This is a genomic window from Thermoclostridium stercorarium subsp. stercorarium DSM 8532, from assembly GCF_000331995.1.
In the GTDB taxonomy this organism is placed as follows: domain Bacteria; phylum Bacillota; class Clostridia; order DSM-8532; family DSM-8532; genus Thermoclostridium; species Thermoclostridium stercorarium.
Map to the genome: position 1 here is coordinate 2,657,096 of NC_020134.1, position 21,918 is coordinate 2,679,013.

Genomic DNA, 21,918 nt, shown 5'->3' on the forward strand with positions numbered 1-21,918 from the left:
CTATTTTATCCGCCCAACAGCCTGTTGACCATTGAAACCAGCATGAAGTACAGGGCGACCAGTATAAGTATCACTATCGCATAAATAAAAATTGCTGCAATGGCCCAGTTCTTTTTGTTTTTATTCACTTTGCCGCTGAAGGCCCAGATGAACAGAAGAATCAAATTTACGCCCGGAATAAGCATCAAGAGCATTGTACCGAACCACTGCTTGACGCCGTATACCTTGTCCTGCTGCACGTCCCGGATTTCTGCCTCCACTGGTAAATTATTGCCGCAGTAGGGACAACGCATGCCAAACCCCTCCTTTTTATATACGGTACAATTTATCTCCTGCTTTTAAGTTCATTGCATATGTCTTCCCACGTTAAACCCTGATGTACCATTAACACCGTCAGGTGATATATTAAATCGGCTATTTCATATCTTATTTCATCCTTATTCTGGTTTTTCGCCCCTATTATGACTTCTGAGGCTTCCTCTCCGACCTTTTTGAGAATCTTGTCCAGCCCCTTGTCAAAAAGATAATTTGTATATGAACCTTCCTTAGGATTATGCTTCCTATCCAAAACCACATCATAAAGTTCCTGTAATATATCAAATTTACCGTCCATTATTTAATCCCTCCATATCCAGTTCCCTGAAAAAACAGGATTTGGCACCCGTATGACATGCCGCTCCTTGCTGTCTAACCAGCAAGAGCAGTGTATCGGCATCACAGTCATAATAAATTTTTTCAACCAACTGAAAATTTCCCGAAGTTTCACCCTTAACCCATATTTTCTTTCTGCTTCTGCTCCAGTATGTAGCTTTCCGGGTCTTTAACGTCATCGCAAGGGCTTCTTCGTTCATGTATGCCATCATTAATACTTCTTTTGTTTCCACGTCCTGCACAATTGCAGGAATTAGGCCATTTTCACCGAATTTCAGGCTAACCTGCTCCATTTTTTCCTTCCCCGCTCATTAACAGCGCTCAAATTTTTCCTGAAAAACTTTTTTATCATTATATAGCATATTTCAGCATTCTACAAGGCAAGTCCAAAGCAAACGGATCAAAAAAGAGGATTTATTTAAAGAATGCATCCTGTATCCACTGAATGCCATTCTTAGTGCTGTACTTGCCTCTGGGTACTCTTTGCTGTTATATAGAATTATTTCTATTTTTTAAATATATTGTTATAATATATACAGTTTTTTTGAAAAAGGCATGCCAAATCCATATTGTCCATATCTATCAGAAAATTACATACAAAAATGAAAAATAATGAAATGTAATGCAGATAAAGCAGTACAAGTGCGTGAAAAATATTTATGTGCATGGATTTGAAGTATAAAGCATAGCTAAACAAAATTGATTAGGAAGGGAATTATTATGGCAAAAAATACAGCAAAAAATTGGAAGATGTTACAAAACAATATACTATTATAGAAAAACGGGAAGTTATAGTCTCAAGTAGTGGTGTAAATTTCGTGGAGGCTAATTGACAAAAGTAACCACGATATGATTTCTACTTTATTAGGGAAACAAAACAAAACAAATAAAGTAGAGGAGGTCATACCGTGGCTACTAATAATAGAATGGCACTTTTAGAACAACTTAGCAAGTATGTTGTTGAAAAAGATAAAGATTTTTTAAAAGAAGCATTAACATTACTCATTAATGCCCTAATGGATGCGGAAGTTACATCAATAATAGGTGCTGAAAAGTATGAAAGAAATAATAATAGAAACAACTATCGCAATGGATATCGTCTAAGAGAATGGGATACTCGAGTAGGAACATTACAGTTAAGCATTCCCAAGTTACGTCACGGAAGTTATTTTCCAAGTCTTTTAGAACCGAGGAAAATGTCAGAGAAAGCATTATTGAATGTAGTTCAGGAAGCCTATGTTCATGGAGTAAGTACCAGGAAGGTGGATGAACTTGTAGAAGCTCTTGGAATGAAAGGGATTGATAAAAGCGAAGTATCAAGAATCAGTAAGCAACTGGATGAATTTGTAGAAGAATTTAAAAACCGTAGACTGGAAGGAGAATATCCTTACCTTTGGCTTGATGCCACTTTCCCCAAGGTTCGGGAAGGAGGCAGGGTATGCAGTATGGCACTGGTTATAGCAGTAGGAGTTAATCAACAAGGTGAACGGGAAATATTAGGTTTTGATGTAGGGATGAGTGAAGACGGGGCTTTTTGGGAGGAGTTTTTAAGAAGGCTGGTAGCAAGGGGTCTAAAAGGTGTAAGGCTTGTAATCAGTGATGCACATGAAGGGCTGAAGGCTGCAATAAAGAAGATTTTAACGGGAAGTGCATGGCAAAGATGCCGTGTACATTTTATGAGAAACGTATTAAGCCAGGTACCAAAGCATTATCAGGGAATGGTATCATCGATAATACGGACAATATTTGCCCAGAATGATCAGGAATCTGCGAGGGAACAGTTAAGGCATGTAGTAGATGAGCTTAAAAATCGTTTTCCAAAAGCAATGAAAATTCTTGAAGAAGCAGAAGAAGAAATCCTGGCATATATGGCTTTTCCCCGTGAGCATTGGGCACAGATACACTCCACCAATCCTCTTGAGAGACTTAACCGGGAAATTCGCCGTCGAACGGATGTTGTTTGCATATTTCCAAATCGTGAGGCGGTAATCCGATTGGTAGGAGCAATGCTCATGGAACAAAATGATGAATGGAAAGTAGGGCGGCGCTATTTCAGTCTGGAATCAATGTCAAAGATTACATCGATAAATGAATTTACATTGACACCAGTAGCTTTATTACATAAATGAGGTGAAAAAATGATAAAGTAGAAATCATTTTACACCACTTGACAAGACACTATCAACGGGAAGGACTAAAGGGCTATAAAAAACTCCTTCTATGCTTGGATTCTGACATAGAAGGAGTTTTTTAGTCTCCAGAAATATATAACTTTTACAATGTAAGTATACCCTCAGGTGTGTCAATTATTATCAGCACTTTTTCCTCCCTTCCCGTTTCGGCATTGATGTAGACGAGAAAATCCCGGTCGTTCATCCTTCCTTTCAGCTCATAACAGAATATCTCGGTGCCGAAATTGGTCGGGATTATTGCAAGACCTACAGATTTCAGCTCTTTTTTAGCCATGAAATTCGCCCTTATTTCTGCCTCGCTGACTTTAGGTTCAGGGATATCCCTTTCGGTATGGTTCATTAAATATCCCTTGGCCTCAAATCCCACTATTTCCCCGTTATCCAGAGCTATTTTCACTTTTATAAGATCGGGGTATACCACCACGCCGTTCTGCTCGTAAGCATAGTTTACCGTTGCGGTACCGTCCTCCTTGATATAATATGTGTCCTTCATGTTCTTATAGCCACGGCTTTCAAGAAACTCTTTCCCGATCTGCTTTACTTTATCCACGTCAAGGGTTTCCTGCCCCACGTTCCTGCTGTACAGCATCCAGATTACATGCCCGCCGGTTTTTGTCACGTCGGCTGTCGCAAACTCATCTTCAGGCCTGTCTTTAAAGGTTATTTTGAAATTATACGCAGGCAGCGTATCTGCATTGATGTCCCCTACGTGTTCAATTGACGCAACCTTATCCTCCCCGAAAAATTTTTTCAGTTTTTCCTTCGCTTCCTCAACACTGACTTCGTTACCCGTCACACCTTTCGGTTTCAGGCTTGTCATATGATCAGAAAAAGGGCCGTCATAAATCAAGGTGGGAAATTCCTGAAAGGTTTTGTCCACGTCGGAAAATAACTGAGCGGTCATGCTCTGCGACTGTTTTTTAAACAACTCGGTTCCTTTGTTGGCCAGCTCATTCCATTGTATTCTTCCTCCTGAAATGGAAGCCTGAAGGTTATTCAGCGCCTCATTCAGTGATACCGAATACTGGTAAAGCTGTTCCAGCTGTTTATACTGTTCCTCAGTTATTCCCTTACCGCTCAGATTCTGCCTGTCAAGGGCGTACGCAAAATCCCCCACCTGCGATAAAAATTTAGATGTATTGGCAAGTACTTCCTGTGTTACAGGAAGCTGGCCCAGATTGGTCTGGGCAAGGTTGGCCTGATGCCATGCTTCCTTCAGCGTTTCAGACACCATTTGCGGTGTCGCGGATATCATGCTTTTCATAAGCAGCACTTCAATATTTTGGACATATCCGACCATTTCATAAAATGCCCTGTTATACTGATTATCCAGCTCCTGCCTTAAATCGGCCGCTCTTTTATACTGGTATATTCCCCATAAGGCGACAACTGCAACCACTACAACGAAGATACTATACATGTGCCTGTCTGAGAGTCTTCTTTTCCAGTCCAGCAGTTTTTCTCGAACCTTCGCCACCAGAAACAACCTCCTTTAAGACATTTGGGTTACGTTCATTTTCCGAAATAATGCTTGCCGATTACTTTTATTACTTTTCTGCTCCATATCCATTTGCTCGTTGCCGTCTGAGGATTCCAGTAATACAATGAGCCACCGGTGGGATCCCAGCCGTTTAACGCGTCCCGCGCGGCTTTTACAACAGTGGAATTGGGATCAATCGGCACATTGATTTGCCCGTCGCTTACGGCGGTAAACGCCCCCGGCTGATAAATAACGCCCGCAACGGTATTAGGAAAATTAGGGGAAGCAACTCTGTTTAATATTACCGCGCCGACAGCCACCTGACCCTCGTAGGGTTCACCCCGCGCTTCGCCGTTTATTGCCCTTGCAATAAGCTGTTCATCAGATATCCTTGAAGCCTGGGCGTAGGATATCGTGTAATAAAGTTCGGGTACCAACATGCACATTAACACCGACAAAACCGACAGGAACAGCACAATTCTCTTTTTTTTCATTTTTCCCGTATTATCCTCCTTTGTTGATAACTGTCCATCGGTCTTATTTTTTCAAGCAGGCAACATATTTATACAAATTTCGTTTTCGTTATAATATTCAGACTGAAATAAAAAAATCCGGAATATAATCCGGACTGATAAAATTAAATTGAATCCATTTTAAAGAAAGGAATTTGGGAAACATTAAAGGTTTACAATGTTAATGCCTTTATCGCCGAAAACTTCCCTGGCAAGCTCCAGTTCCCGTTTCCTGCACGTGAAAAGAATTATCTGCCTTCTGCCGCTTTCTTCACACAAAAGCTTAAAAGCGTTTTTTGTCCTCTCCTCATCGTACTGAACAAAGGGATCGTCCAAAAACAGCGGCAAAGTTTCGCCGTCTTTTTCCATAAGTCTCACGGTGGCAAGACGAAGGGCAAAATACACCTGATCGGCAGTACCCGAAGACAACTGCTCCGGAACCACTTTCTCGGCAACGCCGGGCGGCTGTATATTTAATTTCAGGCTGTCGTCCGCCATAACCTCCTTGTACCTTCCGCCGGTGATCTTATCCAATATCTCGCCCATGGACTCATTCAGATAAGGGGAATAGTTTCTCTGTATATCCACACTGGCTTCGGTAAGCACTTCCATTGCAATTTCCAGCGCTTTTCCGAGAAACAGTTTCCTGTCTCTTTCCCAGGTCAGTAGCCGTACTTTCTCATGGGCCATCTGTATCATTTCCCCGTCAGGTATGTTTTCAAGGCGCGTTGAAAGCGTGTTTATCTGCAGCGAAACCTGTGCTAACTCATCGCCCAGCAGCTTTATTTTCAACTCCAGGTCGTCCCGGGTTAAGTTATCCGGCAGCGGAACCCAATCGCCCAATTCGGCTTTTGCATTTTCAAGCCTTGCGGATATGTTTTTAATTTCCTCTTCCAGATCGGCAATTACACCAATCCTCGTGCCCGATATAACCTGAACCTCCCTGCAGATGCTTTCTCTTTCCTGATTCAGCGAATTGAGCACCGTTTCCAAATCTTTAACGGTTTGTGTCAGAGTACCGCATATTTCAAAACCTTCCCGCCATTTCCGTATGTCTTCCTCGGTAAAATTTTCATCTTTCACCAGTCCCGTTTGGGAAAGCCTTGTCTGTATCCTTGTTTCAAATTCTTCGATCCTGCTTAAAATGTCGTTTTTTCTTTCAGTTATTTTCTGCCTTTTTTCAGATAATTCGTGAAGTTTTGCGATTTTCGCCTCAATCATGTTTTTAAGCCTGATAAAATCGTGTATGTTTTTTACATTCACCTGTTCCATCCATGAATTTAACAGTTTTGAATTTTCCATGTATTTTTTCTTACCGATGCTTTCGGGTGAATATTCCCCGTTGCTAACATTTACCTGCTTAGCGGCAATAATCATCAGTGCGCCGGCAGCCGCCGAAATTAATAAACCTGCAGCGGTGGCGATCGGGCTGTAAGGCTTAATTAAAAATGACAACAGCAGAATAATGATTCCTGCCGTAAGGGCTGCAAACGAAACATATTTTTTCAAAGCAGAGGGATGCATTTCATCTTTTTCCGGATTCACGGATTCGCGTTCGAACAGCAACACATTCTGAATCGCCTCATCCATTTTTGGCAGCGCGTCTTCTGAAAAAATACCGTACCTTTCAATTTCATTCCTTATTTCTTTTATTCTATCCTCGTTTTCCCTCCACTCCGCTTCACAATTTTCCAAATCCCTCCGCAGAAGCACGTAATTGGTATAATCAGAAACCATCTCTTCGTAATCTTTCCGTGAATAGTCTTTAAACACCTCGAATTCTTTCAGCCTGACAAGTGTTTCATCCAATTCCTGTTTTTTTCCCGCAATTTCATTTTCAATAACGTTAATCCGTTCCAGGCATTTTCCAAGAGTTCCATATATATTTTCAAGTTTTTCGGTTTCAATCTTTTTGTCCAGTTTCTTCCTCAGCAGGCTCAGTTCATCCAATCTGTTTCTCAGTTCGGCTTCCCTTTTACGCAGACGCTCCAGTTCAAGAAACATATCCATACAGCTTTCATGAAGCCTTATATATTCCTGCTCTTCTTCAATGGCTTCCTGCAGACGTGAATTGATAATATTAAGAGGTCTGGTAGTTGTCCTTTCGCTTCCCACGTACGTCATCTGTGCCTCTTTCAGCGTCTCAATCGCCTTTCTGAACGATACTTCTTCATCACCTGTATGCTTTATATTTGTAAGCCTTTCCGCGATAATCTTTTTGCCTTCACTGTTTATTGTGCTTTGCATTTGCCCGATAAACACTGTACGCTCAAAACAGCTTTCAGACAATCCCATGTGCTGTTCGGCAAATTTCACACCTTCCTCCCTGCCCGCGGGGAAATTGCCGGTTATATTGTTTGAGTATTTATCATAAACAGTAACCGTATTTTTATCGAAATTCCTGACTATTGTATAGCTGCTTCCGTCATCCAGTTCATACTCAAGACTTCCTCCGTAAGCTTTTGCAGTCCATGGCTTGTACTGCTTTACCGGGGGAAGGATTCCATCTTTCGTTCTCTTGCCTCCCTTAAGCCCGTAAAACATTCCTTTGATAAAAGACTGAAGCGTGGACTTGCCCGATTCGTTACAGCCGTAAAATATGTTCATGCCCGGGTTTAACGTAAATATCCTGTTTTCAAACTTGCCAAATCCACTGATATTAATTTTTCTTATTTTCATAAACCCGTACCGCCTTTTATTCAGAGATGTTCAGACTTCCCTCAAACAGTGCCTCAAGTCCAAAATAAAGCGCCTTTTCAAGTACCGGTTTTTCCTTCTCATCGGCATTGTCTATGCGTTCTTTCATTTTTTTTACAAAAACACCGGCAAGGGTTTTTTCTTTGCTCAGTGCCTCAAGATCATATCCCGGCTTTGTATTGTCTGTAAACCATACTGAAAAACAGTCGGTTTCAAACCTGCGTTCCAAAAATCCGACATCAACGTGGAAATCCTGGTTAAGTCTTCCCGTAAGGTTAATTCTGAGAATATTTTTCCGGCTGTCATACCGGCACAATGTGTTACTGATTTTCTCGGTGAGCATGTCCGTGCTTTCAACATCGCCAATATCAATGTCAAGTTCGTAATAGGCCCTTTGCTGCGTCCTGATAAACGTGCATTGGCGTTTTAAGGTGTCACCCTTTGTAAGTTCCACCAGATACACTCCATGCTCTCCTTTTTCGTCAAATCCCAATGGCTCAGGACTTCCGGGATTTATTATGCCTTTTCCGAAAAGCCCTTCGTCTTTTGTGTGGAAATGCCCGACGGCATAGTAGTCAAACCCCAGACCTGTAAGATAATCCAGCTCTGCCGGATTATAGGGATCTTCTGTAAACTGCATTTTCAAAGTCCCGTGGAAGAGGCATATGTTTATTCTTTCCGGCAATACCTCCGGCGGTTTTTGCACAGGCAGTGTTTCCTGGTGAAATGCATCAAAGCCGATTCCGTAAAAATATACATTCAAATTTTCGTCAAAATAGTCCGGGTTTTCACTTGTAAGTATATGTACATTGTCATTCCACCGGTAGCTTCTGTACCATGAATTCCTTACATACGGATCATGGTTCCCCGGAATTATTATCACAGGCTTCCGCCCCAGTTTTTTAAACTGTTCGTTAACCCATGTTATTGTGCTTCTTGTAACGTACCTGTGTTCGTACAGATCGCCGGCTACAAGAAGGAAATCGGCATTTTTTTCAAGCACCAGTTCAATGATTTTTTCAAATGTCCTTTTCAAATCCTTCCGGCGTTCGGCTGACAAATTTTCCTTTCCAAGAACCGAAAACGGAGCGTCAAGATGAATATCCGCACAATGTATAAAGGAGACACGTTTTTCCATAACTTATGCCCCTTCCCTGCACAGCAGCACCGCAAAAGCCGTTGCGTATTCCTTTGTATGAGTAAGGCTGATATCCGCCGAAATTCCTCCCATTTCTTCAAACAGTTCTTTTGCTTTGCCGTATAGCACCAATTTCGGGTTACCCGTTTCGGCAATCCTTACTTCAATATCCTTCAGCGAAACTCCTTTTGAAAAGCCCGTCCCTAATGCTTTCGAAACCGCCTCTTTGGCAGAAAATCTTACGGCGTAGCTCTGAAATTTCTGACTTTGCCTTTTTTCACAGTAGCTTATCTCCTCAGGGGTAAATACCTTCTCAACAAAAGACATTCCATGCCTTTCTATGGCATTCCTAATGCGTTTTATTTCTATCATATCCACACCGCAAAAAATTTGCACTGAAATCAGCTCCGGAATAAACTGGATAAATTAAAACACAGGCGGGATAACCCAGCCTGTGTCTCAACATGGTGTCCCGAGTAGGAATCGAACCCACACCAGTAGAACCGGAATCTACTATCCTATCCATTGGACCATCGGGACACATCGGTCTTCGCTTAATATTATACCCCGAATCAAAAGTTTTTTCAAACCTTTTTTAAAACATCATGTGTTTTATAAATTGCAATATTAAATGCCGTGCGAAATCTGGTAATCCACTGTTTACCGCAAAATTCCCTTATCCGCTTTATGAACTTAATGGAATCAAAGAATTCGAAGTAACATTTTCAGTCTTTTAAGGCATTCCATACAGTGAAGCAAACAATTTATATGCCAGCTCAATTATAAACATAATTGCCTGTCCTTCAAGGTTTAACCAGATAAACATTACAACGGCAACAAGAAGTTTTTCTGAAAAATCCAGTTTGCTTTTTATGCCGACGGTCCGGAGCAGAATAGCCGGCTGTACCGCAATCTGCAGTAAAGACCATACATACAGTACAATTATAATAATCCGGGTTGCCGGATTTATATTCCGATCCAATAATTTTTCCATCTGAAGCCCGGTGGGATTGTATATAAGCAGAACGGGATAAAACAATAAATGTGAATAGGCATAGGACTTCATCAAAATAATGTTGAAGCCCGGTATTATAAATTTATTGTTTTTTCTGGCAATAAATCTGCATAAGTCCGCAATCGGCCATGCTGCGCATAAAACGTCAAGGAACCCCACCGCTGCCACCGTAAGTATAAATAACAGCGCCTTTCCCGCTTTAGCCGCAGGGCTGCCTATTATGAAATCCAAAAATATGGATCTTGTGCGGTATACCAATACATCAAAAAAACCCACCAACAAAATCCCGGGCAAAAGAGACACCAGCGAATCATTCAGCCGCTTATGCCATGTTCTTGGCAAAAGAAACAAATCCCATCCGCTTTTTAACTGTTCCATTTTATTCTCCGGCTTAATACTTAAGTTAAACTTAACAGGATTGACTCCTATTATAGCACATTAAGTCGTTTCCCCGCAACAAACAAAACTTTTACTGAGCCGCTGATAATTCAACTTTTCCCGTCTCAGCGAGAGAAGCAAAATTACTTTTCCATTCTTCATAATGGCTGGTTTTTTTCAAATTCCGGTCATATACTGCCCATACGCTGTCATTTGCAAAATTATGGCTCCATGTGGCGGTTCCTGCGAGATTGTATTTATGGACCAGTGAAGATTTCAGGTTCACCGAATATTCATTTTCCAGCCACATTTTATATGTCTTGTTGTCCTTTTCAAATGTAACGACATACTGGCCACTTTCCGAATCCCACACCGGCACCGCATTGTTTTCCCGGATTAACAGTTCTGCGGCGTTTATTGACAAAGCCTTTCCCGTTTTCGCGGTAATCTTGCCGTTCTCATCGGCGGTTTCCTCCCACAGCCGCGTATACAGCGGAATACCAAGCAATAGCTTTTCAGCCGGGACCTCTTTCAATGTTTTTTTCACATTTTCCTCAACCCAGCCTATCTGGGCCGTAGACCCCGCAACCCTGCTTCCGGCCCATGTCTGATCATAGGTCATAAGGCACACATAATCCACCGTTTCGGCCAGCGCTTTTCTGTCGTAACACAGTGACCATGTATCGCTTCCTCCGGGAACTGTAACGTCAACAGACACAACCAGCCCCTGTTCCCTCAAAAGGGGGGTAAGCTCACGGACAAACTGCGTAAAGGCGTCTTTGTCACTTTTATAGATATTCTCAAAATCGATATTTATTCCGTCCAATTCATATAAAGCCGCAAACGCAAGGATTTGTTTTATGACATATTCCCTTTTTAATCCGTTGTTCAGTATTTCACTGGTATCATCAATATTGGAAAAGTCGTTGGCCACCAGCGCCCAGACCTGGTATCCGTTACGGTGTGCCCATTCCACGTACTGGGGATCGGCCCTGTTAATAAGTTCCCCGTCCCTGTTTGCAACCTGGAACCAGGTTGGAGACATGACATCTATTCCTTCTTCCCTTTTCCTTTCAAGATATGCCTTAGTGGGGCTGTACATCTGATCCCATACAAGACTTATCTTACCTTCCGGAAGTTTCGGCCTTTCTCGGATCTTCTCCGGCATTATGCCTATTTCATAAGACTTTATAACAATATCCTCTTTTCTGATATAACCTATATACCCTTCCGCAGTCCTGACCTTATACCACTTGTCATATTCCTCGAAAATATATATTTTTGAATCTTCCGAATTCAAATTCATGCCTTCAAATTTCTTTATAATGGGATACCTTACATTTCTCCCCTTTCTAACAACGGCGCCGGTACTTACGGGATAACCTATCCTGTGTATAACGTCCTGCCGATCGATTATTACCACGTTTGAACTGCTGCTATACCTTACATTTATTTTGTAAAAGGATGCTAAAAACTCAATGGGGAGATACACGACGCCGTCAATCTGCGTTGCGGGAAATTTCAGTTCTATAGGTTCATTGTTGATATAAGCGTCAAGTTTATCGGTCTCCATTTTTATAACTTTGTCACTGGTGGTTACGGTAACTTTCTGAAGCGCCTCATCCCACCAGATATATGGATCTATATATTTTTTTATTGTGTCAAAAGGAAGAAGTATCTGCCCGTCCCTTACCACAGGAGGGTTATTCTCGGAAATTACATCCCCTTCAATCACAAGTACGGTATCAGCAGTGTCATAACAACTTACAAAAACTTCGTTAGGTTTGAAATATTTGTTATAAAACGTCGCCGCGCCGGCTGCTAAACCAGTTACGACAATAAGTATCACTATAAATATGAAAATATCCTTCTTCATTACGACCCCCCGGATATAAGCCCCAAAAAGAGACATGCCGCCGCCAAAGGGCAGATTCAGTCAATGAAAACTTTTCGAGGTATATATGTTTTAAAATTGTTCAGCATTTTTTCATTTGGTTCAAAATACACAACGGTCTGTTCGTTATTGTAATTCAGCGCTATGAAATATACATTCTCGTTATCGATTGAACTGGTACAATCCAGCTGATTTTTGTAATTTTTATAATGATTGGAGAAGTGAGGGCTTTTTACCTTTGCAACTATCTCAAAATCCTTGCAGTTGGCACTGAATATCCTTTTTCTCTTTCTTTGGGCGATTATTTTGTCAATATCCAGATCACCGTTTGTAACCGCATATTCGTATTCAATATTCCTTGTCGTAATAATAAGGTATGCGATATAACCGAGAGCTGCCAGAAAAAACAGGCTCATTCCGGGTATAAAGGCCATTACCAGCAGCATAAGTATAATCGTCGCAATGATTACCCCTATGATAATCAGATAATCCTTTGCACCCTTACGCTTTTGCACTATTTTTTCTATAAAAACATCCATCTTTTAACCTCCTGTCCGTCTTAAATGAATTCTATCATAATTATTAGGCCTTTTGCAATAAATACACCTTTTACAAATTTATGCAACTGTATAATTACCAATATGTAATTTAAAAGAATTTAAATTCAAAATAACTGAACTTGACTGAATTTAATTCATATTGTATTATATCAGATAAAATATCCGTATAAAAATAAAAAAGGTATAAGCCAGAAGCTTGTTTGAAAAACAATTCAAAGGGGCCGTTACAATGAAGATTACAGAATTTTTTGAAAGAAAGAAGCAGACCGTTTCATTTGAAATCTTTCCCCCGAAACTTGATACGCCGATTGAAACCATTCTGAACAAACTTGGCGATTTTGCACAGCTTAAGCCTGATTTTATCAGTGTAACCTATGGAGCGGGAGGTTCTAAAAAAGCCGTACCGTTGAAATAGCATCAAAAATAAAAAACGAATACGGTATAGAAAGCCTTGCCCATTTTACATGCGTCGGTCATTCCATTGAAGAAATAGACGACATGATTAATAAACTGAAAAATGAAAAAATAGATAACATTCTGGCATTACGCGGCGATCCTCCAAAAGACATGCCCGATTTTGATTTTTCGAAAAATGTCTTTTCATATGCATCTGAGCTGATAAGACATATAAGAAAACGGGCAAATTTCTGCATAGGCGCCGCCTGTTATCCCGAAGGGCATGTGGATTCACCAAGAATCAGGCAGGATATATATTATCTTAAACAGAAGGTGAATGAAGGCGTTGACTTTCTAATAACCCAGCTTTTCTTTGATAACAGAATTTTTTACGATTTTATGGATAAATTGCTTGCAGCCGGCATAACATGTCCCGTATTGCCGGGTATCATGCCGATATTTCGGGCCGACCAGATAAAAAGAATAGCATCCATGTGCGGGGCGTCAATGCCTGCAAAACTTGTGCTGCTGCTTGACAAATACGGTAATACTCCCGATATGCAGAAGGCGGGTATAGAATATGCGACAAACCAGCTTAAGGATCTTCTTGACAACGGTGTGCACGGAATACATATAAATACAATGAATAATGTGGAAGCAACACGCACAATACTTCAGAACCTGGGGCTGTTTCCCGGCTGATTTCCCGCTATAAAAACTTCTTCAAGAGTCTTGCCCGCATTATGCGCCAGGATTGCGTCCATGAGCTGCTGCTCGGTAACCTCGCACAGGATTTTCAGGTTTTCATCCGCTATATGTATAACATGGTATTTATCATAATCCAGGAGCAGCAGCGCCTCTCCAAGGCTTACATTTTTGAGCACAAGAATATCCCGCATCTGATAGGCTCTTTTTTTGAGAATTCTCTCTTTCCTGCGTATAAGTGAACTTAAATTCAAACGCTTCACCGACCTTTTTACCGTTCCAAGTCCCGGCAAAAATATGATTGTTAAAAGCATGCTGGGATTTTTACCTGAAATCAGTATGTAAATCCCCGCAGCCAGAAGCAAACCCCTGATTCCTCGCCCGACCATTTTCATAATCTCATAAGTCCTGTCGGTACCTACCCTGCCGTATAGGAGAACCAACAATATATTTCCCCCGTCCAGAGGATACAGGGGTATTAAATTGAAAACTCCTATCAGTAAATTCGCAGTAACAAAATCGGCATCCGACGATTTGAAAAGGGCTTTTGATACAACGGCAGCAAAAATGTTTCCCAACGGTCCGAAAGCGTAAACAATGCACTGAACACGGCGTTCAGGCTGAAAACTCCTCCATTCTGCAGAAAACCCCGAAGGCAGAAAAGTAACGCTGAGTTTTTCCCTGAACAAAACTCCTGCCGCAAAAACGTGAAACAGTTCATGAATTATAATTGCCGAAAGGTAAATCAGCAAATGTCTCATTAATTATATCCTTTTATGTAGTCAACACATTCCCTGTATGCGTCAGCCAAAGTCTGATATAAATCTTCTGTGGACACATGTTTTTCTATCAGCAGAGTCCGTACGGCGGAGACTATGTCCCTTGGCAGTTTTTCAGTGCTGTTTTGAAGGTAGGCCAAAGAAAAAACAATGAGTATGCATATTAAGGACTGAATAATTATTTTTCTCGCGAGCACCGAACTTCCGTTATTATTCCTCTTAACCCTTGTATATGAATAATAATACGGAATACTCCTGCCATATCTTCCTGTTCTCAGTACATCAGCCAATTTAATCATCCCGACGGCATGTTCTAAAATAATTATATGGCCTTTACCGGACAATATGATAAAAAAAGAAAAACCCCGGATTTCAAATCCGGGGTCAGCATATCTGACATGAGGTACTACCCTGTAAAGGGTAGTAACCGCATCCATGCCCCAAAATGCCGTTCCTCTATATTTTGACACCCAGCATTCCGCCAGGTGGGTGCCCTGCTTTATTATTCACACTTCCCCTGCCGGACAGCGGTTATTCACCGTTGCCCAAATTAATTGGGGCCTGTGCTCCTAATAAAGACTCCGGGCTCCCTTTTCATATTTGCCGGTTCAAAATTAGAGGTCGGTCGGACATTTCAGGAACATGAACCGTTTCTGATAGTTATTATAACATTTGTTTGGCCGTTTCACAACTGATTTTATGCAAAAAAACGGTGTTTTAAACATGTAATACCTGGAAGAAGATTAACCGATGAACCGGCGAAAACGGAAAATGCGGCTCTCACGCTTCTTTCTGCAGTTCCAAGGCTTCCGAGAGATCTATTGCGCCGGTGTAAATTGCTTTGCCGACAACCGCCCCTGCTGCACCAATCTCTTTAAGATTTTTAAGGTCCTGTAACGAACTTACTCCGCCCGACGCGATTACATCCATGCTGACGCTGCTTATCATTTCCTTCATTGCTTTAAGGTTTGGTCCGGCCAGCGTACCGTCGGTATTAATATCGGTATACACAATAACACGACAGCCAAGGCGTTCCATTTGTTTTGCAAAATCCACGGCCGTATACTCGCTTAACCGTTCCCATCCTTCTATGGCCACATTCCCGTCTTTTGCGTCAATACCCACCGCAATCCTGTTAGGATATTTTGCCAGGGCTTCCTTTACAAGCCCGGGATTTTTAACCGCGGCGGTTCCCAGTACGACACGGGCGACGCCGGCATTAATCAGCTGTTCTATGTCTTCCATTGTCCGGATTCCGCCCCCTGTCTGGACCGGAATCCCGATTCTCTCAACAATTTTTAGAATTATTTTCCGGTTATTTTCCCCCTCGCCGCGGGCACCGTCAAGATCCACGACATGCAGCCATTTTGCTCCCAAAGATACCCACTTTGAGGCCATTTGCACCGGATCGTCGCCGTATACCGTAACACTGTCGAACCTGCCCCGCAACAGGCGTACGCAACGCCCGTTCTTTATGTCTATTGCAGGATAAACAATCATGCCTTTAACCCACCTGATACCGTATTTTGTAACAACTATTGCGTCATTTCCTTAAAATATAAGCTTGATTCCGGTTACCTTTCCGTGTATTTTGGCTCATTTCAGCAGAATTTGTTTCCTGTGAGACGTTCATAAGCCTCAATGTATTTTTCCCTTGTTTTTTCTATTATTTCCGCCGGAAGCGGTGGAGCAGGAGGTTCTTTATCCCAGCCTATGCCTTCAAGATATTCCCTTAAGAACTGCTTGTCAAAACTCTTCTGCGGACGGCCGGGTTCGTAGTCGTCAAGCGGCCAGAACCTTGAAGAATCGGGTGTAAGTATTTCATCGGCTATAACCAGTTCTCCGTCAAGGTAACCGAACTCAAATTTTGTGTCGGCAATAATAATTCCCCTGCTTTCAGCGTATTCCGCAGCAGCCGTGTATATTTCCAGCGATTTCTCCTTAAGCCTTTTTGCCCTTTCCGAACCTATCATGTCCACCAAGTCTTCAAAAGTTATATTTACATCGTGGCCTTCCTTTGATTTAGTTGACGGAGTAAATATCGGTTCAGGCAGTCTGTCTGCCTGTTTCAGTCCTTCCGGAAGCTTTATGCCGCAAACAGAACCTATGGCCCTGTACTCTTTCAGGCCGCTTCCTTCCAGATACCCCCTCACTATGCATTCCACATTTTCCATCCTTACCTTTCTTACCAGCATTGAGCGGCCTTCCAGCTCATCCCTGAACCTGTCAAGGCCTTTCGGATATTTCGATACGTCGGTTGTAATCACATGATTGCCTATTATGCCTTTTGTAAATTCAAACCAGAACTCCGATATTTTGTTCAGTACCTTTCCCTTGTCGGGTATCGGTTCGTTAAAAACCACGTCAAAAGCCGAAATCCTGTCGGTGACCACCATTAGCAGTGTTTCATCGTCAACTTCAAAAACATCCCTGACCTTTCCCCTCGCAAAAACAGGCAGATCAATGAAATCAGTATTTTTCAGCAGCATAGTCCCATCCTTTCCCGAAAAATTTTACAGAATTCCTTTCGTTGAAAGAACCCCTTTTATTCTCTGATCTTTTTCACAGGCTTTTCGGAAGGCCTGTCCAAAAGCCTTGAAAATCGCTTCGGCAATATGATGATTGTTTTTACCGTGTATCAGCTTTATATGAAGCGTAATACCCCCATGTACCGCCAGCGCCCTGAAAAATTCCTCAAACATTTCGGTATCCATGTCCCCCGCTTTTTCGCCGGAGAATTCCACCTCAAAATGAAGAAAAGGCCTTGATGACAGGTCCAGCGATACCATTGCAAGGGCTTCGTCCATCGGTACAAAAGCCGTACCATAGCGGGATATCGATGCCTTATCGCCAAGTGCTTCTGAAATTGCCCTGCCTATTACAATTCCGGTGTCCTCTATAGTATGGTGAGTATCAACGTTAAGATCGCCCCTTGAAATCACTTCAAGGTCAATTAAAGCATGCCTGGCGAACAAAGTCAGCATATGGTCAAAAAATCCTATCTGCGTGTCAACTTTTGATATTCCGGAACCATCTATGTTGAGTTTTACAGACACTTTGGTCTCAGCGGTTTTCCTGGAAACTTCGGCCGTTCTCTGCACCCCGTTTCCTCCTTTCAGGGAACAAGCTTATATTTTTACAATAAATCATCTGCCGAACAGACGCAAGTAATTCCGGATAAAAAAATAGCCGGTCACTGAAAATCCCGCGCCGCCTGCATCCTAACCCCCATTAATGTAACAGGCCAGCCGTTCAACCAGTATATCCATTTCTTCGTCTGTTCCTACTGAAATCCTGATAAAGTTTTCAATGCCTTTGGTATCGAAATGCCTGACAAGTATACCGTCGGCTTTAAGTTTTAAAAACAATTCACCGCCGCTTATTTTATCATGGGATACAAACAAAAAATTTGCACTGGACGGAAGAACCTTAAACCCGAGTGAAACTAATTTATGCGCTGTGGTCTCCCTGGTGCGGATTATTTTTCCGCAAATTTCATTAAAATAGTCTTTGTCCTTTATTGCGGCGACCGCAGCCGCTTGCGCTATTCTGTCAACAGTATATGAATTAAAGGAATTTTTAACCCTGTTCAAAGCCTCAATCAGATTGACATTTCCCAATGCGAACCCTATTCTAAGCCCTGCAAGCGCCCTTGATTTTGAAAAGGTCTGGATTATCAGAAGATTCTCATAATCTTCTATAAGAGGCACGGCCGATTCGGCGCCGAAATCCACGTAGGCTTCATCAATAATTATAAGCTTATCCCGGTTTTTTTTAAGAAAATTCTCAATTTCATCGAGCCCGGCCGCTATCCCTGTAGGTGCATTTGGGTTGGCAATCAGAATTCCCTTTGCGTGCGCCGGAAATTCGTCAAGATTAACGGTGAAATCTTCATTTAAAGGCACCGCCTGATAACAAACCCCAAACAGGTTTGCAAACACAGGGTAAAAGCTGTAAGTGATTTCTGGGAATGAGATCATGTCCCCGCGATTAAAAAAGGCGGGAAAACACAAGGCTAAAACTTCATCAGAACCGTTGCCGACAAAAACTTCGTCGGGATGAATACGGTAATAATCCGAGACAGCGTTTTTTACCGAAGAAGCCTCCGGATCGGGATACAGCCTCAGATCGCCGCAGGTTTCCCGTGTTATTGCCTCCAGTACTTTCGGAGACGGCGGATATGGGTTTTCATTTGTATTAAGTTTTATATATTTTCTGTCCCTTGGCTGTTCCCCGGGTATGTAGGGTGATATATTCCTTGCGGTATCGCTCCAGAACATGCTCATTTATTCTCCCCCTCAAACCTTATACGTACCGAATTGGCATGGGCGTCAAGCCCTTCGGTTTCAGCAAAGCGTATGATGTCTTTGTATATGCTTTTCAGCGCCTTTTCGGAATACGAAATCACACTTGATTTTTTGACAAAATCATTTACCGAAAGGGGCGACGAGAACCTTGCCGTACCGTTTGTCGGCAGAATATGATTCGGCCCGGCCATATAATCGCCCAGGGGTTCAGGCGCATATTCGCCAAGGAAAATCGCCCCTGCATTTTTTATACTCCCCAAAAGCGAAAAGGGATCTTTCACCATCAGCTCAAGGTGTTCGGGGGCGATAAGGTTTGAAAGCTTAACTGCTTCTTCGATTGATTCAACAAGAACGGCCGCACCGTAATTTTCAGTGGATTTGGTGATGATCTCCTTTCTGGAAAGTTTCCGAAGCTGCCTGTCCATTTCGGTCATGACATTTCGTATTAGATTCTCGCTGTTTGTAATGAATATTGCCGACGCCAGTACATCATGCTCTGCCTGTGACAGTAAATCTGCCGCGACATACGCAGGATTCGCATATTCGTCGGCTATTACAAGTATTTCACTGGGTCCTGCAATCATGTCTATATCACATACACCGTATACCATTTTTTTCGCAGTGGCAACGTAAATGTTCCCCGGCCCTGTTATCTTGTCCACCCGTGGTATGGTTTCGGTCCCGTAAGCCATTGCAGCCACCGCTTGGGCGCCGCCGACGCTGAAAACCCTGTCGACGCCAGTCAGATACGCACACGCCAGTATTACGGGACTGGGCATTCCGTTCCTCCCGGGAGGAGTACACATTATTACCTCACTTACCCCTGCCACTTTCGCCGGAATAACGTTCATAAGAACCGATGACGGAAGGGGAGCCGTACCTCCGGGAACGTATACCCCGACCCGTTCAAGGGGCGTTATTTTCTGCCCGACGAAAATCCCGTTGTCAAAACTTTCAAACCAGGAATTTTCCCTTTGTTTTTGATGAAATGCCGTTATATTTTCACATGCTTTTTCTATTGCGGCGGCAAGCTCCGGCTCAAGGGATTCGAAAGCTTTTTTTATTTGTTCCCTTCCAACTTCAAGGCTTTTCACGGATACTCCGTCAAATCTTTCGGTGAACTCAAAAAGGGCTTTATCTCCCTTTTCCCTCACCGTATTTATTATGTCGGCCACCGTCCCGGCCACATCGGGTCGTGCGGTGCCTTCCCGCGTTCTTAATGTTTTTACCAACAAATTAATATCACATTCTGCGGAAGAATAAACTTTCATCTTTTCTGCTCCTTTTTACCCGTTATTTTCAATTATTTTTCTGAGATTACCTATAAGTTTGTTAATTCTCTCCCTTTCCATTTTCATGCTGACACGGTTCACTATAAGCCGGGCGCTTATATCGGCAATTGTGTCCAAAATCACAAGCCCGTTTTCTTTTAATGTTTTGCCCGTTTCAACGAGGTCCACAATAACCTCCGAAAGTCCCACCAGCGGAGCCAGCTCCACAGAACCGTTGAGTTTTATGACTTCTACCGACTCTCTCCGCTTATGCCTAAAATATTCCATTGCAATTTCAGGATATTTCGTTGCAACCCTTGTTATTGTAAGGCTGTCCATTTTTCCTTCCAGTTCTTTCGGCCCGGCAACACACATTTTGCAGGCCGCAAACTTAAGATCAAGCACCTCATACAAATTTCTGCCCTCTTCAAGTAGCGTGTCCTTTCCCACAATGCCTATATCGGCGGCGCCGTACTCCACATATGTCGGTACATCAGCCGGTTTTGCGAGAAAAAAACGTATTTTGTTCTTTTCATCGGCAAATATTAATTTTCTGCTCTCCTGTTTCAGTTCGGAACAGTCAATGCCCGCCTTTTCCAGCAGTTCCACCGACAGTTCGGTCAGACGCCCCTTTGAAAGAGCCATTGTAAGGTATCTCATTAAACCCCTTCTTTCGGAATATATCTTCTAATCATCACACAATAAAAACAGTCCACTGAATAAACAAAGGTCGGGTCCTAACCCACCTCAATAATTTCCGTATTGCCGTCCCTGTCAATACTGATTATTTTCCTTATTCCCTTGTTTCTGGCGTATATTCTGGCTTTCTCAATATCCATTGACGCAATATCCAGTTCCGCCGTTTCACCGTTCTGCCTGAGTGCATTCAATACCGAAAAGGCCTTTTTCCTCGCATTCTTATCGTAAATAATGTAATAATCGCAGGAAAACGGACAGGCTAATTTGTTTTGCCGCTCAAGCGCCGTCATTATCATATTGATTCCCAGCGAAAAGCCTGTAGCCGGGCATTCCTTTCCAAATCTCCTCAAAAGATTGTCATACCTTCCGCCGCTCAATACCGGATACCCGACACCATATGTAAACCCTCTGAAAACAATTCCGGTATAGTAATTTAGCCTTTGAACCATTCCCAAATCTATCGAAACATAATCGCCAAAACCCCAGTCCTCAAGAATTTCCAGCACCTTTTTGAGGTATTCCAGCGCCCTTAGCGCCTTTCCGCTCACCTTTTTCGTGGCCAGTTTTTCAATCACGTCTGTTGAGCCGAAATACCCCGGCAGATTCAGTATCAGCTCTTTCAGTTCTGGATCAATGTCATGGCTGTTTACCAGCTGTTCCACGCCCACATAGTCCTTTTTATCTATCAGCTCCCTGATTTCCTCGGCTTCAAATTCCGATAACCCCGATTGTTCCATAAGACCTCTGAAAAAATCAACCTGGCCTATGTCAACCTGAAACTTTTCCAGGCCTGCTTTCTGTAATGCCTGAATTGCAAGGGATATAAGCTCTGCATCGGCTTCAGGGCTGCTTATGCCAAGTATTTCAACCCCCGCCTGCGTGTATTCCTTTTGTTTTCCTCCGCCCACTTCGTTGTATGAAAAGGTATTACCTATATAAAAAATTTTGACAGGCCATAAATCATCCTTGATTTTTGTAGCCACAACCCTTGCCACCGGGATTGTCATATCGGGCCGAAGCACCAGAATGCGTCCCTGAGGGTCAGTGAACTTAAACATATCTTCCTGTGGTATAAGATTTCCCGAAAAGACATCGTAAAACTCGACCGTCGGAGTTTCTATCTCCATATATCCGCTCTGCATAAAAAGCCGCCTTATATTGCTCTCCAGACTTCTTTTAAAATGACATCTTTCAAAAAGGAGGTCCTGCATTCCTTCGGGAGTGTAAATATTCCATTGTCTCAT

The 21,918-nt window shown here is 42.5% G+C and carries 20 protein-coding genes, 1 tRNA gene, 1 other RNA gene and 2 pseudogenes; 2 read left to right on the forward strand and 22 right to left on the reverse strand.

Annotated features, from left to right (window positions below; translation table 11 throughout):
• Positions 1-5 precede the first annotated feature (5 nt).
• The 3 genes from CST_RS11505 to hisI are packed head-to-tail and all read right to left on the reverse strand — an operon-like array spanning position 6 to position 944.
• A complete protein-coding gene (locus CST_RS11505; RefSeq protein ID WP_015360099.1) occupies positions 6-293 on the reverse strand; it encodes a hypothetical protein in 288 nt (95 codons plus the stop codon).
• A 32-nt stretch (positions 294-325) separates the two neighbouring features.
• Complete coding sequence (gene hisE / locus CST_RS13960) at positions 326-613, reverse strand: phosphoribosyl-ATP diphosphatase (RefSeq protein WP_015360100.1); 288 nt, start codon at positions 611-613, stop codon at positions 326-328.
• Entirely contained in the window at positions 603-944 is a 342-nt protein-coding gene (hisI, locus tag CST_RS13965) for a phosphoribosyl-AMP cyclohydrolase (RefSeq protein WP_015360101.1), read from the reverse strand. Before hisI ends, hisE begins: the two co-directional genes overlap by 11 nt.
• A gap of 615 nt (positions 945-1,559) precedes the next feature.
• Here hisI and CST_RS11520 point away from each other — a divergent pair.
• Complete coding sequence (locus tag CST_RS11520) at positions 1,560-2,780, forward strand: IS256-like element ISCth5 family transposase (RefSeq protein WP_003512473.1); 1,221 nt, start codon at positions 1,560-1,562, stop codon at positions 2,778-2,780.
• Positions 2,781-2,925: 145 nt separating this feature from the next.
• Here the strand turns inward: CST_RS11520 and ypeB are convergent, their stop codons facing one another.
• The 9 genes and pseudogenes from ypeB to CST_RS11565 all read right to left on the reverse strand — a co-directional run bounded on the left by ypeB (position 2,926) and on the right by CST_RS11565 (position 12,496).
• Positions 2,926-4,320: a germination protein YpeB gene (gene ypeB, locus CST_RS11525; protein ID WP_015360103.1), complete on the reverse strand. Its 1,395-nt coding sequence runs from the start codon at positions 4,318-4,320 to the stop codon at positions 2,926-2,928.
• A gap of 35 nt (positions 4,321-4,355) precedes the next feature.
• Positions 4,356-4,709: pseudogene (locus tag CST_RS11530) on the reverse strand (cell wall hydrolase); the annotation flags it as partial.
• Between the two features lie 291 nt (positions 4,710-5,000).
• Positions 5,001-7,514 (reverse strand): ATP-binding protein, encoded by a 2,514-nt coding sequence (locus tag CST_RS11535; protein ID WP_015360105.1) that lies wholly within the window; start codon positions 7,512-7,514, stop codon positions 5,001-5,003.
• Between the two features lie 16 nt (positions 7,515-7,530).
• The gene (locus tag CST_RS11540) at positions 7,531-8,670 is read right to left on the reverse strand and encodes a metallophosphoesterase family protein (RefSeq protein ID WP_015360106.1); all 1,140 of its coding nucleotides are present in this window, start codon (positions 8,668-8,670) and stop codon (positions 7,531-7,533) included.
• Positions 8,671-8,673: 3 nt separating this feature from the next.
• Positions 8,674-9,042 (reverse strand): holo-ACP synthase, encoded by a 369-nt coding sequence (gene acpS, locus CST_RS11545; protein WP_201763978.1) that lies wholly within the window; start codon positions 9,040-9,042, stop codon positions 8,674-8,676.
• A 93-nt stretch (positions 9,043-9,135) separates the two neighbouring features.
• Positions 9,136-9,210, reverse strand: a tRNA-Arg gene (locus CST_RS11550).
• Positions 9,211-9,403: 193 nt separating this feature from the next.
• Complete coding sequence (locus CST_RS11555) at positions 9,404-10,063, reverse strand: hypothetical protein (RefSeq protein ID WP_015485147.1); 660 nt, start codon at positions 10,061-10,063, stop codon at positions 9,404-9,406.
• Positions 10,064-10,154: 91 nt separating this feature from the next.
• Complete coding sequence (locus CST_RS11560; protein ID WP_015360108.1) at positions 10,155-11,939, reverse strand: glycosyl hydrolase family 18 protein; 1,785 nt, start codon at positions 11,937-11,939, stop codon at positions 10,155-10,157.
• 56 nt (positions 11,940-11,995) lie between these two features.
• A complete protein-coding gene (locus tag CST_RS11565) occupies positions 11,996-12,496 on the reverse strand; it encodes a DUF6106 family protein (RefSeq protein ID WP_015360109.1) in 501 nt (166 codons plus the stop codon).
• A gap of 250 nt (positions 12,497-12,746) precedes the next feature.
• Between CST_RS11565 and metF the strand changes: the two are divergent.
• Positions 12,747-13,615: pseudogene (metF, locus tag CST_RS11570) on the forward strand (methylenetetrahydrofolate reductase [NAD(P)H]).
• Here metF and CST_RS11575 read toward each other — a convergent pair.
• The 10 genes from CST_RS11575 to hisZ form a co-directional block, all read right to left on the reverse strand.
• Positions 13,588-14,379, reverse strand: a complete 792-nt coding sequence (locus CST_RS11575; protein ID WP_015360110.1) for a site-2 protease family protein — start codon at positions 14,377-14,379, stop codon at positions 13,588-13,590. The pseudogene metF and the gene CST_RS11575 sit on opposite strands and share 28 nt — an antisense overlap.
• Positions 14,379-14,687 (reverse strand): hypothetical protein, encoded by a 309-nt coding sequence (locus CST_RS11580; protein WP_144050609.1) that lies wholly within the window; start codon positions 14,685-14,687, stop codon positions 14,379-14,381. Before CST_RS11580 ends, CST_RS11575 begins: the two co-directional genes overlap by 1 nt.
• A 143-nt stretch (positions 14,688-14,830) precedes the next feature.
• Positions 14,831-15,041: non-coding RNA, 6S RNA (ssrS, locus tag CST_RS13280), on the reverse strand.
• A gap of 136 nt (positions 15,042-15,177) precedes the next feature.
• Complete coding sequence (hisA, locus tag CST_RS11585; protein ID WP_015360112.1) at positions 15,178-15,897, reverse strand: 1-(5-phosphoribosyl)-5-[(5-phosphoribosylamino)methylideneamino]imidazole-4-carboxamide isomerase; 720 nt, start codon at positions 15,895-15,897, stop codon at positions 15,178-15,180.
• 101 nt (positions 15,898-15,998) lie between these two features.
• Positions 15,999-16,886 (reverse strand): phosphoribosylaminoimidazolesuccinocarboxamide synthase, encoded by an 888-nt coding sequence (locus tag CST_RS11590; protein ID WP_015360113.1) that lies wholly within the window; start codon positions 16,884-16,886, stop codon positions 15,999-16,001.
• A gap of 24 nt (positions 16,887-16,910) precedes the next feature.
• Positions 16,911-17,498 carry an imidazoleglycerol-phosphate dehydratase HisB gene (gene hisB, locus CST_RS11595; RefSeq protein ID WP_015360114.1) on the reverse strand — a complete coding sequence of 196 codons (588 nt, stop codon included), beginning with the start codon at positions 17,496-17,498 and terminating at the stop codon, positions 16,911-16,913.
• A 120-nt stretch (positions 17,499-17,618) separates the two neighbouring features.
• Positions 17,619-18,683: a histidinol-phosphate transaminase gene (gene hisC / locus CST_RS11600; RefSeq protein ID WP_015360115.1), complete on the reverse strand. Its 1,065-nt coding sequence runs from the start codon at positions 18,681-18,683 to the stop codon at positions 17,619-17,621.
• On the reverse strand, positions 18,680-19,975 hold the full coding sequence (gene hisD / locus CST_RS11605; protein ID WP_015360116.1) for a histidinol dehydrogenase: 1,296 nt from the start codon (positions 19,973-19,975) through the stop codon (positions 18,680-18,682). The genes hisC and hisD overlap by 4 nt, the downstream gene beginning before the upstream one ends.
• A gap of 15 nt (positions 19,976-19,990) precedes the next feature.
• On the reverse strand, positions 19,991-20,635 hold the full coding sequence (gene hisG, locus CST_RS11610; protein ID WP_015360117.1) for an ATP phosphoribosyltransferase: 645 nt from the start codon (positions 20,633-20,635) through the stop codon (positions 19,991-19,993).
• Positions 20,636-20,712: 77 nt separating this feature from the next.
• Positions 20,713-21,918 carry an ATP phosphoribosyltransferase regulatory subunit gene (hisZ, locus tag CST_RS11615; protein ID WP_015360118.1) on the reverse strand — a complete coding sequence of 402 codons (1,206 nt, stop codon included), beginning with the start codon at positions 21,916-21,918 and terminating at the stop codon, positions 20,713-20,715.